The organism is Armatimonadota bacterium (assembly GCA_022563855.1).
Classification (GTDB): Bacteria; Armatimonadota; Fimbriimonadia; order Fimbriimonadales; family Fimbriimonadaceae; genus JADFMN01.
Map to the genome: position 1 here is coordinate 1 of JADFMN010000009.1, position 14,021 is coordinate 14,021.

The 14,021-nt window shown below is 60.0% G+C and carries 13 protein-coding genes and 1 tRNA gene; 7 read left to right on the forward strand and 7 right to left on the reverse strand.

Going from position 1 to position 14,021, the window contains the following annotated elements; genetic code table 11:
• Nucleotides 1–879: hypothetical protein (locus IH944_11085; protein ID MCH7905090.1), on the reverse strand; the 879-nt coding region annotated here is incomplete at its 3' end.
• A 123-nt stretch (nt 880–1,002) separates the two neighbouring features.
• On the opposite strand from IH944_11085, the gene IH944_11090 reads away from it, so the two are divergent.
• From IH944_11090 to IH944_11100, 3 genes are all read left to right on the forward strand, one after another.
• Nucleotides 1,003–1,809: a hypothetical protein gene (locus IH944_11090; protein ID MCH7905091.1), complete on the forward strand. Its 807-nt coding sequence runs from the start codon at nt 1,003–1,005 to the stop codon at nt 1,807–1,809.
• A gap of 142 nt (nt 1,810–1,951) precedes the next feature.
• Nucleotides 1,952–3,388: a sulfatase-like hydrolase/transferase gene (locus IH944_11095; GenBank protein MCH7905092.1), complete on the forward strand. Its 1,437-nt coding sequence runs from the start codon at nt 1,952–1,954 to the stop codon at nt 3,386–3,388.
• A 61-nt stretch (nt 3,389–3,449) separates the two neighbouring features.
• Nucleotides 3,450–3,851 (forward strand): hypothetical protein, encoded by a 402-nt coding sequence (locus tag IH944_11100; protein ID MCH7905093.1) that lies wholly within the window; start codon nt 3,450–3,452, stop codon nt 3,849–3,851.
• Nucleotides 3,852–3,908: 57 nt separating this feature from the next.
• Here IH944_11100 and IH944_11105 read toward each other — a convergent pair whose 3' ends face one another.
• On the reverse strand, nt 3,909–6,410 hold the full coding sequence (locus IH944_11105) for a hypothetical protein (GenBank protein MCH7905094.1): 2,502 nt from the start codon (nt 6,408–6,410) through the stop codon (nt 3,909–3,911).
• A 113-nt stretch (nt 6,411–6,523) separates the two neighbouring features.
• Between IH944_11105 and IH944_11110 the strand changes: the two genes are divergently transcribed.
• Complete coding sequence (locus tag IH944_11110) at nt 6,524–7,153, forward strand: hypothetical protein (GenBank protein MCH7905095.1); 630 nt, start codon at nt 6,524–6,526, stop codon at nt 7,151–7,153.
• Between the two features lie 166 nt (nt 7,154–7,319).
• Here the strand turns inward: IH944_11110 and IH944_11115 are convergent, their stop codons facing one another.
• The 4 genes from IH944_11115 to IH944_11130 all read right to left on the reverse strand — a co-directional run bounded on the left by IH944_11115 (nt 7,320) and on the right by IH944_11130 (nt 9,443).
• Nucleotides 7,320–7,637 carry a hypothetical protein gene (locus IH944_11115; GenBank protein ID MCH7905096.1) on the reverse strand — a complete coding sequence of 106 codons (318 nt, stop codon included), beginning with the start codon at nt 7,635–7,637 and terminating at the stop codon, nt 7,320–7,322.
• 525 nt (nt 7,638–8,162) lie between these two features.
• The gene (locus tag IH944_11120) at nt 8,163–8,669 is read right to left on the reverse strand and encodes a hypothetical protein (GenBank protein MCH7905097.1); all 507 of its coding nucleotides are present in this window, start codon (nt 8,667–8,669) and stop codon (nt 8,163–8,165) included.
• 61 nt (nt 8,670–8,730) lie between these two features.
• Nucleotides 8,731–8,807 (reverse strand) — tRNA-Pro (locus tag IH944_11125).
• A gap of 66 nt (nt 8,808–8,873) precedes the next feature.
• Nucleotides 8,874–9,443 carry a hypothetical protein gene (locus IH944_11130; protein ID MCH7905098.1) on the reverse strand — a complete coding sequence of 190 codons (570 nt, stop codon included), beginning with the start codon at nt 9,441–9,443 and terminating at the stop codon, nt 8,874–8,876.
• Nucleotides 9,444–9,643: 200 nt separating this feature from the next.
• On the opposite strand from IH944_11130, the gene IH944_11135 reads away from it, so the two are divergent.
• Genes IH944_11135 through IH944_11145 form a run of 3 tightly spaced genes read left to right on the forward strand, consistent with a single transcriptional unit; the run spans nt 9,644 to nt 13,584 of the window.
• Nucleotides 9,644–10,828 (forward strand): LL-diaminopimelate aminotransferase, encoded by a 1,185-nt coding sequence (locus IH944_11135; GenBank protein ID MCH7905099.1) that lies wholly within the window; start codon nt 9,644–9,646, stop codon nt 10,826–10,828.
• On the forward strand, nt 10,815–12,095 hold the full coding sequence (locus IH944_11140) for a hypothetical protein (GenBank protein ID MCH7905100.1): 1,281 nt from the start codon (nt 10,815–10,817) through the stop codon (nt 12,093–12,095). The genes IH944_11135 and IH944_11140 overlap by 14 nt, the downstream gene beginning before the upstream one ends.
• 46 nt (nt 12,096–12,141) lie before the next feature.
• Nucleotides 12,142–13,584, forward strand: coding sequence for a hypothetical protein (locus IH944_11145; GenBank protein MCH7905101.1), 1,443 nt, complete (start codon nt 12,142–12,144; stop codon nt 13,582–13,584).
• A gap of 126 nt (nt 13,585–13,710) precedes the next feature.
• On the opposite strand, the gene IH944_11150 is transcribed toward IH944_11145, so the two are convergent.
• Nucleotides 13,711–13,953, reverse strand: a complete 243-nt coding sequence (locus tag IH944_11150; GenBank protein ID MCH7905102.1) for a hypothetical protein — start codon at nt 13,951–13,953, stop codon at nt 13,711–13,713.
• Between the last annotated feature and the right edge of the window lie 68 nt (nt 13,954–14,021).

Genomic DNA, 14,021 nt, shown 5'->3' on the forward strand with positions numbered 1-14,021 from the left:
GGTCGGGTCTTCCGGCTCGCGGACCTCCACCCCCCAACCCCCTCCTCCATTTCGCTCCGCAAGAATGGAGGAGGGGGAGCCGAGGTTTTCGACGATGTTGCGGACGAGCTCGAGCGCGTGGTGGTCGTCTTCGGCCATGTGGTCGGCGACGCCCGAGAGTCGCGTGTGAACGTCCGCCCCGCCCAGCTCTTCGACGCTCACTTCTTCGCCGGTTGCGGCCTTGACCAGCGGCGGGCCGGCCAGGAAAATCGTTCCGGTGCCTTTGACGATCACCGACTCATCGCTCATCGCCGGCACGTAAGCGCCGCCCGCGGTGCAAGAGCCCATCACCGCCGCGATCTGCGGGATCTTCATCGACGAAAGCACAGCCTGGTTGTAGAAGATGCGCCCGAAGTGGTCGCGATCCGGGAACACCTCGCTCTGCAACGGCAGGAACGCGCCCCCGGAGTCCACCAGATAGATGCACGGCAGGCGGTTCTCCATGGCGATCTCCTGCGCGCGCAGGTGCTTCTTGACCGTGATGGGGAAGTACGTGCCGCCCTTGACCGTCGCGTCGTTGGCGACGATGATGCACTCACGCCCGTGCACGCGCCCGATGCCGGTGACGATCCCCGCGCAGGGCGCCGCCCCGTCGTACATCCCGTGCGCCGCGAACGTGCTGAACTCGAGGAACGGCGAGCCGAAGTCGATCAGTTCGTCGATCCGCTCGCGCGCGAGCATCTTGCCGCGCTTCCTGTGCTTGGCGACGTTCTTCTCGCCGCCGCCCTTCAGCACAGCCTGCATCTGGTCGCGGTATTCGGCCATCACCGCGTCCATCGCCGCGCGGTTCGCCTTGTGCTCGTCGTCGCCAATGTTGGCTTGCGTGTGAATCGGCTCCATGTCTGGGTGTGATTCTACCGGGGTTGAGATTGGATGGAAGCCGACTTCAAACGAACCGGCTCTTGCCCACGTGAGGAATCTGACGCTATTGCTCGTCATTATCATCCCCAGTACAATAGAGCCATGGTCGGTTGGGGAACTCTACGGGGAACGTTGAGGGCGCAGCGCGTCACGTTTGCTGTGGTTACGGTATCACTTTTCGCTGTTGTGTCGGCGGGTGCTTTCGCGGACATCGAATCCTCGCCGAATGTCGGTCAACAATTTAGTCAGAAGATTCGGCAGGACCAAGACTGGCTGATGCTGCAGGAGATCGCGAATATATACGTGACGGCCAGCAAGTCGGCTCTTCTAGAAGGCGACTACGCTGTAGCAGAGCGAGCAGCGAGGAACGGGCTGGACGTTGTCCCGAGCAGTCTCAGGCTGCTGCGACTGCAGGGTGAAGCGCTCATCCGACTCGGATATCATGCAGAAGCGTTGCGCGTCGTTATGCAGTACAACGACTCTCAAAAGGACAAGGCGTCGTTCGCAAGAATCGGCTTGCTGCTGGCTCGCCTTGGCCAGACGGCAGAAAGCCTGCGCAGGGTCAAGGCAGGGCTGTTGGACTTGAATTTGCCGGAATCGCTTCAAAGAACAGTCCCCACTCCAAGATCGCAACGCGAGCTGGAAGTGTACTGGTTGCTGACGATCGGGATAGTCTCGGAATCGTATGCCAATGATGACGAGTCACTGTACTACTACGGCGCAGCCCAGCAGTTGCGGCCGAATGACCTTATTGCAAACTTCCGGTTGGGCAGGATTCACATGCGAAAGCATGAGTACGAAAGGGCGATTGCGTACTTCGAACGCGTTCGCTCGGCCCCTGCGAAGGTGCAGGCAGAGGCGGATCAGAAACGTAAGCTCGCCATCGCTCTGCTAGCGGCTGGCGGTTAGTTCGCTCCCGTTTGGGGGTCCGGCTCGTCATCCTGAGCTTATCGAAGGACATCACCGCTCTTACGTCGCGCAGGACTGAGAGTCCTGCGACCGGGTTGCGGACTAAGAGTCCGCGCTCCATTGCTCCGGGTAAAGTTTCGCCATGCTCGTGTCTCTCGCGCTGATGGCGGTTTCGACGACTGCGCCGGTGAACGTCGTGTTCCTGTTCACCGACGACCACAGGCGGACGGCGGTCGGCGCGTTGGGGATCGAGCCGGTGAAGACGCCGAACATCGACAGCCTGCTCGCAGAGGGCACCTTCTTTCAGAACGCGTACACGATGGGCAGTCCGCACGGGGCGCTTTGCGTGCCCAGCCGGGCGATGCTGATGACCGGGCGGAACCTTTGGCACATCGGCCCGCGCAACCCCGAGACGGGCGCCGTCGACGTAGGGCGCATCAGGGAAGAGTTCACGACGTGGCCCGAGGTGTTCCGCGCGAACGGCTACGAGACGTTCGGCACCGGCAAGTGGCACAACAACCGCGACGCGTTCAACCGGCTTTTCAGCCACGGCGGGGCGATCTACTTCGGCGGCATGCACTGGCCCGACACGAACGGCCACTTCGAGCCGCGAATCCACTGGTTCGACCCGACGAGCGACTACCCTGAGAGCGACCGCAAGCACCTGAAGACTTTTTCGAGCGAGCTATACGCCGACGGCGCGATCGACTTTCTGCAGAACACGCGCGACAAGGAAAAGCCGTTCGTGATCTACGTCGCGTTCTCCTCGCCGCACGACCCGCGCAGCGCGCCACAGGAGTATCACGACATGTACCCGCCGGCGGAGATCGAGCTGCCGCCGAACTTCGCGCCGATCCACCCGTTCGACAACGGCGACATGAACGTGCGCGACGAGAAGCTGTCGCCGGTGCCTCGCACGGTCGAGCGTACGAAGAAGGAGATCTCCGACTACTACGCGATGGTGAGCGAAGTCGACTTCCACATCGGGCGCATCCTGGCGGAGCTGAAAAGGCAAGGGCTGGACCGCAACACGATCGTCGTGTTCGCCGGCGACCACGGCCTTGCGGTCGGTCAGCACGGGCTGCTCGGCAAGCAGAACGTCTACGAGCACAGCATGGGCCTGCCGCTGGTGTTCCGAGGGCCGGGAATCCCGCGCGGAAGAACCAGAGAGTCGTTCGTCTATCACCACGACGCAGGTCCGACGCTGTTAGAACTTGCGGGTCTGGAAGTGCCCGAAACGATGGAGTCGAAGAGCCTCGTCGAGGCGATCAAGTCCCCCGGAGTGCAGGTGCGCGAGTCGATCTACTTATCGTATCAGAACAAACAGCGCGCAGTGCGGGTCGGTGATCTCAAGCTGATCCTCTACAATGTGGATGGCGTCGAGCGCACGCAGTTGTTCGACCTCTCGACCGACCCCTGGGAGATGCAGAATCTCTTTATTCTTTACGGCAGGCCCGGCGAGTTCGGTCCGGGGCAACGCCTCCTAAACGCGTTGAGAGCACGGATGAAGGAAGAGGACGATCCGGCGTACGAGATCTTCTTCGGGTCATCGTCCGAGGAAGATCGCATTGAGCAGTAGCTTGTACGTGCCCGGCCACATCGCGCGGCTCAAGTCCTCTTTTCTGTCTTATAATGTCTGCATGAGGGTTAAAACCGTCTTACTGTTTCTTGTCGCGTGTCTCGTCGTAGTTCCGATAATCGGCTGTTCCGGCGAGAAGATGAGCCTTGAGTACAGGCTGATGCTCGCGTGCGGGAGCGGGGATGTCGATGCCGTGAACGATCTACTTGAGCAAGGTGCTAGCGCCAACGGTGGCGAGGACATGGAGGGAGTGCCACTGTTTGCTGCGCTGAGCGAGGGCAACCTTGCGATCGCCGACATTCTGGTCGACAGCGGCGCGGATATCGACGTCCTCTTCGACGGCGAGTCTCTGCCTGACCTGTTCAAGAATGAAAAGGACGACTCGGACGACGAAGTCGAAAGGGAAAAGCTCCAGAGTGCGATCGACTGGCTCAATGCGCGGGGGGCTCGGCCCCCTCCGTAGTAGTCGCTGACTTCTTGCTGGGGAACGCTTCGCCACGTATTGGACGTGGTTTTCGTGTCAGCGGCCGAGCAAGATCGCATTGAGCAGTAGCTTGTACGTGCCCGGCCACATCGCGCGGCTGGTCGGGTCTTGGGCAAACCACACGACGTGCCCTCGACCGACCTGCTCGTCGTGCAGCCACACCGTGCCTTTCAAAGCAGTGATGGTTTCGTCCGGCCACACCCAGCCGCTGACCACCTTTGGCTCGTCGCCGAGCAGCACGACTCCGCCGCCTTCTTTCTTCGCCTTGTAGTAGGTCGCGCCCGAGACCGGCACCGCGAACGGCAGACTCGTATCGTAGCCGTAAGCCAGCGGCGAGCGCGGATTGAGGGTCGCGGCGAACACTGTGCCGGGAAGGGAAGGCGGGTTCTTGTCGTCCTCCAGCTTCGAACGCTCCAACTCGAAGAAGCCTTTCTCGCCAAGCAGAGAAGTCCCGCCGAACAGCACGAGCGAGCCGCCGTCGGTCACCCACTCCTTCAGGTTGTCGGACATCGAATACGAACTGCGCGGAAGGATGATGCACGTGAACTCACTGAGGTCGCCGTTCAGCGCGCGCGCGCCGATCGGCGTAAACGGGATTTCAAAATGTTGCTCTAATGCGAACCAGATTCCGCCGAAGCGCGTACCGTTCGGCTGGTCGCCGAATACGACTGCGATGTTTGGTTTACCTAAAGATCGCACACTCCCAGATCCCGGCCCGACAACTCCGGTGGCGGGGAAACTCGTGTCGAGCGGTTCGGTGTTTCGGGCGCGGTTAAACAGAATTGAGTCGACAATTTCGTCTTCCAAGTCCGCGTTTCGATCACGAAACACAAAGAACGTACCGGCCGGAACAGTCCGTTCATCGATCTGCATCTCCTTCGTCGCCTGGTGAACACGGACTCCTTTTTGCAAAAGCTCGATCACCGCCAGGGCGTCGTCCTGGTCCCGGTACGGAATCATCCAGCCAACCTTGCCTCCAGCAACAATGTTCATTCCACGAAGAGGCAAATCCTCGATCTGTGGCGTTGACGAGCTCCAATACGCTTGCAGACCGTGCGCGAGCGGCAGGCTCCAGCCGGTCGAATCGTAGAACTCAGGCCTGTCGCGCGAGGGGTACTGCTCGTCCTCTTTCAGCTCGTCGCGGATCTTGAGTTGGCGCTCTGTGAACTCGTCTTCGAAGTCCTGGCCGGGAGCGAGAAGCGCCTTGGCGAACGGCCCGTTCGGTTGCGCGAGATCGACGACAAGAGAATCAGAGAGCGGTCCAAGATCCACGGCTTCGTCGTCGTAGAAAGATCGCGCGCTTTGTTGTACGCCGATCGTCATCGATGAAACGATTCCAGCGGAAAAAAGAACGCTTTGGAGGCGTGAGAGCGCGCGCGAATCGCCAGTGATGATGATCCGTTTCATCGCGTCGGCGTGTTCGCCGGAGACTGCCTTTCTCTTGAACTCCGCGAAGCTCGCTAGCAGGTCGTCTTTGTTCGCCGCTGCCGAACCGATCACGGCGAGCGCGCTTGTGAAATGCTTCGCCACTCCGTCGGTCAGGGTGACGAGCGAACCGTCCTCGCGCTCGCGCTGCACGGCGCGACCGCCGTCGGTTTCATGCGTCATGCCGATCGAGCCCACAAGGCTTGTTGAGCTGTCGAGGTAACCGGGATAGTACAGGTCAAACGTCTTGCGGACGAAGTACCGCCAGCCGTTGCCGTCAAACGCGTTGGCCGTCGCCTTGCCGAAGATGTCGCCCCACTTTTCATACCGCTCGCGATCGACGCCGGCGTGCACGGACTGCGCGACGGGAGGGAAGAAGTACGTGCCGACCTGGCCGTGCTGATCGACGTATACCTGCGGGTTCCAGCGCAAGAACTCCGTGAACTCCATGCGCGTCTCCTGCTGCGAAAACGACACGCGGTCGCGGTTCAGATCAAAACGGTAGTGGTTCGTGCGACCGTTCGCCATGCGGGCTTCCGCGTGTTCGACCGCCTGCGGATCTTGATGTCCGATGGAGATCGAGTTGTACCAGACGACGAAGCGCTCGTGGCCGTCGGGGTTGTACACCGGGTTGACGATGACGATCGCATCGTCGAGCATCTTGGTTATCTGTGGATGCTTGGACGCCGCGAGCGTGTAGGCCAGCCACATGCCGGATTCGAAGCTGGCAGTCTCGTTGCCGTGGATGCACTCGTTGATCCAGACGATCGCGGGCAGATCGTCTGACGGTTGTGCCTGGCCGGCGGCTACACGTGCGTTCTCTTGTCTGATCTCTTCCAGCCTGCCGATGTTCGCACGGCTGCCGAACACCATGATCCGTAGCGGTCGCCCCTCGGTACTTTCGCCGAATTGGAAGACGCGAACTCGGTCGCTTGCGGCATCAGAGATTCCGCGCATCACCCGCTCCTGGTCGCGGAAAGTCGTGTGCCTCTCCCCCGGCCCGTAGCCGAGGATCGACTCAGGCTTCGGCACACCTTCGGCGTACGGGCCGTAGGCGTAGAAGTCGAAGTCAGCCGAATGCGTGGCGAGAGCGAGGGCGAGCGCAACGATCATGCGCTCGATTGTACACGGCCTGAGGCATGGATTAGTAAAGCGGGCTCGATCGACCTGCCGTTGTCCAGTTGACTCCGGAAGCGGTAGCATGGCTGACTGAAAGCGAGACACCGATGAAGTTCTACGTCATTGCAGGCGACGGCCACAAATACGGACCGGCGGATATCGCTACGCTCAACCAGTGGGTCAAAGAGGATCGCATCACGAGGAACAGTCAGCTAGAAAACGCTGAAACTGGGCAGCGCTTGCGGGCAGGCGACGTGTCTGGGATCGACTTCTCGCCAGACATATCGACGGTCGGATCGGAGTATCAACAGCCAGCCGCACAAGCAAACCCGTACGAACCACCCGGTCTTGAGCAATCGAGCGCCTTGCAGCAACCGCCTGGAAGTGCGAGCCCTTATCCAAGACCCGGCGTCAACCTGCCGGGCATACCTGCAGAGTGCAAAGGTGGTTTCAACTTCGGGGCGTTCTTTTTCACCTGGATATGGGGTCTCAACCACCGCGCGTATTGGACCCTGTGGGTTTGGCTCGCCGCCTTCATTCCTTGCGGTAGCATCGCCTTTTCGATCTACTGCGGCATCAAGGGCAACGAGGCGGCGTGGAACAGCGGTCGGTTCTACACGGCGCAGGACTGCCTCGCGTGCCAGAAGATCTGGATGTGGTGGGGGGTCGGGTTGCTCATCTTCTCGACGTGCGGCTACGGTCTGTTCTTCTTCCTCGTGATGGGCGCAGGGATGTGAGGGCGGCGGCGTACTACCGGTTCTGTGGCATGGAAGGCGTCGAAGACCCGTCACGAGGCATGGATAAAAGGACCACGTCCTGAGGCTGTTCACCAAGCGTCAAGCCTCAGGACGTAGCGAGCGAAAAGTGGAAGCGCGTCGATTGCCCGTCCTGAGGCATAAGGTCTTACGTCTCTCCGTAGTACACTTCGATCACGACGCCGTCCTTGATGAACAGAAGCGCCATCGAGATTGAATAGTGATAGGCCAAGACAATGTCCGCGTCAACCCTTGGCGGATCAGGCTCGTACGAGCGTACGAAACCGCTTCGATACTCAGACGTGTACTCGGCCCCGGTCAATGTTCTAAGGGGCTCGCCCATGACAGCCACGGCTTCCGCGGCCGTCATTCCGATTGTCGAGCGAGCTTGATCTTTGAACTCGGCAGACCCCGTGGTGTAATTTGTGAAGACGACGATGCTCACTGCGGTGGTGCCAATGAGCATAACAAAGAATGCAAAAGTCAGTTTCTTCGAGGCTTGTTTTGACGTCACGGGTTCTTTGATCCCAGGTCTCAAGTATACGTCGAGTCTCAGGAGTGGAAGGAAAAGAAGGACGCCGAGGAGCGTTGAGCCTGATCTTCCGTCTTTCTCACTGAGGTGTATTTCGTCACTTGCGAGCCCTATTCTCCTTGATAGCGAGAAACACCACCACAGCAAGAGAGAGCAGCATGAAAATGCGCGTTGGAAGCAGCAACCGCTCTAATACTGGGGCCGCAGAGGCTGGCAAAACAAATTGAACTGGAGGCGAGATATACAATCCTTCCGTTACGAACCACAATATCATGGATACGACCAGAAGCCGCGTTGCGGCGATTTGCAACCGACTGCTTATTCGTGCCACGTTTACTTTCCTCAAATTCGGGTCGTCAGCAATCTCATGGTCGAGCATTCCAGTTTATACCGCCACGGTAAATATTCGTCGAGTCTCAGGAGTTGAAAGAAACGCAATGGAAGGCTGATAGGAATCAGTCAATCGTCGAGTTTGCGCCGCTCCATTCGTGCCTGCCGGACGAGCAACCAGACATTCAACCAAAGGATCCAAATGAGAAGCAACCCTATACCGAGGATGATAGTGACACTGACCAATGCCCGTTCATCGTTTGCGCGTTGGGTGAAAGCGGCCAGAGTTGCGACTGCTAGCAGTACCCAGGCGACCCGAATCCATTTGACGATCGCCTTGGACTTCTTATCGTGGCTGATGTTTGTAAGTCTCAGCAGGTATGAGAAAAGGAAGGCGCGGGCCCGTCGAAGAGACGCTGACTTGGGCTGCCTCCCAAGGGCCATCCATAAGAGAGTCACTCCTACCAGGACGACGAAACCTCCGGCAAGAGAAATCGAGACGAGCCCCGGCACAATCTGTTCTGGCGCGATCAAGTTCAGCAAAGGAAGCGCAAGTGCGCCGATTGCTCCGAGAACGATCAACGTATAGCCATAAGCCGCCAAAAACCGCAGGTCTGTGAACGGCGTCCAGTGCATACCCATATTGAAGCACAAGAATGGCAGTGATCCCGAAAAGGCCGTTCTAGGTTGACAACAATGGTCGAGGCGACAGGATTCGAACCTGCGACCCCCTGCTCCCAAAGCAGGTGCTCTGCCAAGCTGAGCTACGCCTCGACAGCGGATAGGATACCAGTCGGCGGCGAGCGCGCCGGGCCTCCGGGGGAACTCGGGCTGGCCGGGTCAAAAAGCGGTGAACTGACTCTGCCCGTCGCCGCCGGTCTGCAAGTAGATTGCTTCAGCCGGGGTCGAGACGGCCTTATAAAACTCGCCTGCAAGCGCGAGTACGTCCGACGGTGCCCGGACGGCGAAATGCCCGTTCGAAAAATCTGGCGTTTTGCCACCGTCCTCGACAGCCTCCCAGATCGCAAGCTGGAGCGCAGCGCACTCGGCCTGAGTCCGCGCTTTGTGGAAACCCGCCGCGACGATGTTTCCGGCCTTGGCGATATTCCCGCCGACGGCCTTGGAGCTCCTTTGAATCACGGAGAAGTACTGCCCGGATCGCATCGGAGAGCGTATGTCGCCGCAGTAAGATCCGGCGCTATTCGTCTCGCTGCGAATGTACAGCCGACCAGCGCTCGACGTCTTCCTGTACTTGCCATCTAGCAGCACTTCGACATTCATTCCGGTGACCGATCGAACGAACTGGATCCGAAACGGAGTTAGGGATTCGGGCTCGACCTGGGCGGCGCTAGCGTCCTGCGCCCCAGTGCTCATGGCGACGACAATCTGAAGCAATCCGATAAAGTTCATTTTCTGCTCGCTCTGATCTTATGACGGTTCGGCTTTAAGCGCAGGTTCCATAAACTCATAGTGCGTGGACGGTTTTGGACTCGACCTCGATATTTCACAGCGACTCGGCCCGTTTCCCAACGCTTCGTTCTTCGCGGAAACTCCTCAACATTCCCCCGGCAGGGTGCGCATCCGGCGCGCGCCGGTAGAATCCGAACCGTATGCCGTCTCCTTCAAAGAGATTTGACGTGATCCCGCCGTATTTGTTCGCGGAGATCTCGCGCGTGAAGCGCGAAGCGGTCGCCAGAGGCGTCGATGTGATCGACCTCGGCATCGGCGATCCGGACATCCCGACCCCCGCGCCGATCCGCGAGGCGCTCAAGGCCGCGGTCGAAGACCCCGCGACCCACAGATACGACGATAGCGCGAGAGGCTGGACGCCGTTCTTGCAGGCCGCCGTCGAGTGGTACGAGCGCGAGTTCGGCGTACAGATGGACGCCGAGACCGACATATGCGAAACGATCGGGAGCAAGGAGGGGCTGGCGCACATCGCGTGGTCGTACATCGACGAGGGCGACGTCAGCATCGTCCCGAACCCCGGCTACCCGGTGTACAACGTAAACGCTAAAATGGCCGGCGGGGAAGTGTACGAAACGCCGCTGATGGAGGCGAACAACTATCTGCCTGATCTGACAAAGATACCAAAGGAAACCGCGAAGAGAGCGAAGCTGTTCTACATCTGCTACCCGCACAACCCGACGACTGCCGTTGCGACGCGCGAGTTCTATGCGGACGTCGTGAAGTTCTGTCGCGATCACGACATCCTGCTGGTCAGCGACATGGCGTACGCGACGGTGACGTATGACGGATTCAAAAACCCGTCAGCACTACAGGTCGAGGGTGCAAAGGACGTCGTGATCGAGATGCACTCGCTCAGCAAGACGTTCAACATGACCGGCTGGCGGCTCGGGTTTGCGCTCGGCAACCCGGACGCGGTCGCTGCGCTACAGCGCATGAAGGACAACATCGACAGCAAGCAGTTTCCGGCGGTAGCCGAGGCGGGGGCCTTTGCATTGAGAGAAGTCGACAACAGCGCGACGATCGCGATCTATCAGAAGAGGCGCGACGTGCTTTGCGACGGCCTCGCGGAGATCGGCTGGCACATTCCGAAGCCGAAAGCCACGCTGTTCGTCTGGGCGAAGGTGCCGCGCAACGACATGACCAGCGCGGAGTTCTGCACTGCGCTCATCGAGAGGGCGGGCATCGTGATCGTCCCCGGAAACGGAGCGGGGAGCGCGGGAGAGGGGTACGTGCGGATGTCGCTGACTTTGCTCGGCGACAAGGACGGTGAGCGGTTTGTCGAGGCCGTGCGACGCATCAAAGAGTCCGGACTTGTCAACTCTTAGCTTCGACGACGCGGTGGCCAAACTCGGCAGCCTGCGCACTCGCGGCTGGCGGCTCGGGCTCGACCGCATGCAGGAGTTCGTTCGGCTGGCTGGGCTGCAGCACAAGATCGGTGAAGCCAACGGGCCGCAGTTCATTCACGTCGCGGGGACGAACGGCAAGGGAAGCACGACGGCGTTCATCCAGAGCATCCTCGTCGAGCAGGGGCACAGCACCGGCGCGATGTTCAGCCCGTACGTGTACGACGTGTGCGAGCGCGTGCAGATCGACCGCGAGCTGATCGCGCGAGACGACTTTGCGCGGCTTGCGACCCGGCTGTTGGAAATGGGCAGGCAGCTAGAAGCCACAGACTTGGGTGGGCCGACGGAGTTCGAGATCAAGACGATGCTCGGATTCGCTCATTGGGCGGAGTTGGGCGTCGACTGGGTGGGAATCGAGGTTGGGCTCGGCGGGCGGCTCGATGCGACGAACGTGGTCACGCCGCGGACGTCCGTCATCGTGAACATCTCGCTCGATCACACGGAGATTCTTGGCGAAACGGTGGAGGAGATCGCAGTAGAGAAGGCGGGCATCATCAAGCCGGGGATCCCAGTTATCTTGGGCAACATGCCTGAGCCCGCAAGAGACGCCATCTGCAAGATAGCGGACGCTCGAAGTGCGAAAACCTGGAGTCTTGGAAAGGAGATCATCCTCGACGAATCTGGCATCGCGACGCCGATCCGAAGACATCCCCCGATTCACCCCAGGCTAAGGGGCTCGATCCAGTTGCAGAACGCCGCGCTGGCGATCGCCGCCTGCGATGCTGCCGGAGCGATCGACGACCCGAGCCGCGTTGCCGACGGAGTGCGGAAAGCTTGGCTGCCAGGACGATTCGAGCAGGTCGAATACGGAGGGAGGCGGTTCATTCTCGATGGCGCTCACAATCCAGATGCGGCTAAGGCGCTCTTGCAAACGCTGAAAGAGGAGAGCATTGAACTTCCCGTGCCGTTCATAACAGGACGGGTAGACGGGCACGACTGCCGATCGTTCTACGAGGTGCTTCAAGGGTCGATAAGCTCCGCGTTCGTCGCGCGGTTGGAGTTTCACAGGTCGAAAGACCCGCGATCGATCATTCAGGAAGCGCGGGAGTTCCTGCCGACGTCCAGCACGCATGAGAGCGTTGCCTCGGCTCTCGAATCGTGTTTGGGCGCAACGCATCCCGGTACGACCATCGTCGTCACAGGGAGCATGTTCGTCGTAGGCGAGATCGGGAAACTCATCCGGCGGTAACGCGCGGTTAAGTGAACCATTGAACTGCGCGCTGACACCAAGGGTTATGGAAGCACGCAACGTATTCATAGCCCTTGCGGCACTCGCAGTCTGTGCGCCGCTCACCGGTTGTGTTGAGGCTCAGGCCAAGACAGGAACAAAGGCAAAGCCCTCGACCGTTGAAATCGTCGTCTTTACGAACGACTTCGCCATGGTGAGCGACATCAGGGAGCTGACCCTCGAGGAGGGTCGCAACGACGTAACGCTGACCGGGATCAGCGACCAGATCGACCAGAACTCAGCGGCGTTCTTCTGGCCCGACGGTGGTGGAGAGAATGTTGTCTCCACTACTTTCGAGCGCGGGGTGCAGAACGGGCAGCAGATGCTCGATAGATACTTGGGCGAACAGGTCGTGCTCGTGTACCGCGGCACGAGCGGCAAGGTCGGCGATCGCCAGGAGGGGATCCTCGAAGTCGCCTCTCCTGGGAACATCGTCGTCCGCGTCGGTGACACGTACATCGTCAATCCCGACGCGACGATCGAGGTGCCCGCCACGGACGAGTTTGCGGTGATGCAGGGATTTCGCGCGGTCGTCGACAGTCCGAGCGCCGGGCAGTCGCGCATGGGCCTCTCTTACTTGACTCGGGGGCTCTCATGGCGTGCGGACTACGTCGCCGTCCTACAGAAGGACGAAGACCTGTTGGACCTTGAGCTTTGGGCCACCGTCCAGAACCGCACGAAAGCGGAGTTCCGCAACGCGAAGATCCGGTTCGTGGCCGGTTCCCCGAACCGTGCGGCCCTTGCGACGATGGCCGGGAAGGCATTGATTATGGGGGCTCCGCTGGCCGAGTCTTATGACGATGGCGTGGTCCTTGACAGCAAAGCCATGTCAGAGTCGCTCGGCGAGCTGCACGCATACCCGTACGAAGCAACCGCCACGATCAGCCCGAACCAGGACAGCCGCGTGAAGATGCTCGAGTCAAGCAGCGTCGCTGCGAAGCGCGACTACGCGATCCGCCTGTCGCCCGTCGGGTCCTACGGCTACTACGGCAGGCCCGACCAGCGCATCCAAGCCACCCTGAGCATAAAGCTCCGGAACAGCGAGAAGAACGGCCTTGGCGAGCCGCTGCCAGCAGGAACGGTACGGTTCTACGAACAGGGCGACGACGGCGCTCTGCGATACATCGGCGCTTCGGCGATTCAGGACATGCCGAAGGACGCGAGCCAGAGCCTGACCCTGACCGAGGTGTTCGACGTTTACGCATTGCAGAAAGTGGCTGACGCTAAGCGAATCAACAAGCGGACGGTCGAGCGGTCGGTCGAGATCACCGTGTACAACGAGAAGGACACGGACATCGAGCTGCGGCTCGTGCAAGACTTCTGGCAAAACTGGAAGATCGTCGAGGAGTCGGCGGAGAGCACGAAGCTGGCGGCACGGCTTGTCCAGTGGACGATCACCGTGCCTGCAGGCGGCGAAGTGACCCTCAAGTACCGCGTCAGGTTGAGCTAGAAAAAGCCAGGGCGCTTACACGTCGAGGGTGCCACGGTCTGTCCCGAAGGGCAGGCCGAGCAGCTCTTGTGGGCGCCCAGACTGGCTATATCGCAAACGGTGCGGAAGGCGAGGTCGGCAGTCTGATCAGGATCTGAACGCGCAATCTATGATGACGTCTTTGACCAGGCCGGACTGAATTATAATGTTCTTGATCCGCTCTACTTCGGCCCTGGTGTCCGGATTGCCTCCCTTGATCGGTTTGACCACTCCACGAATGTAGAGCACCTTGTGCAGCACCTGCAAGTCGAGAGCCGTGATATCGAGCAGTCGTTTGGAAAACTCGCTTCTGATTTTCTTGCGGGCGCGGATGTCCTCGACAGTTGCCATGATCGGATTCTATCCTAAAACCGCGAACAAACCTAGGCGCCAACGATAACAGGCCGAGAGCAGGTAGC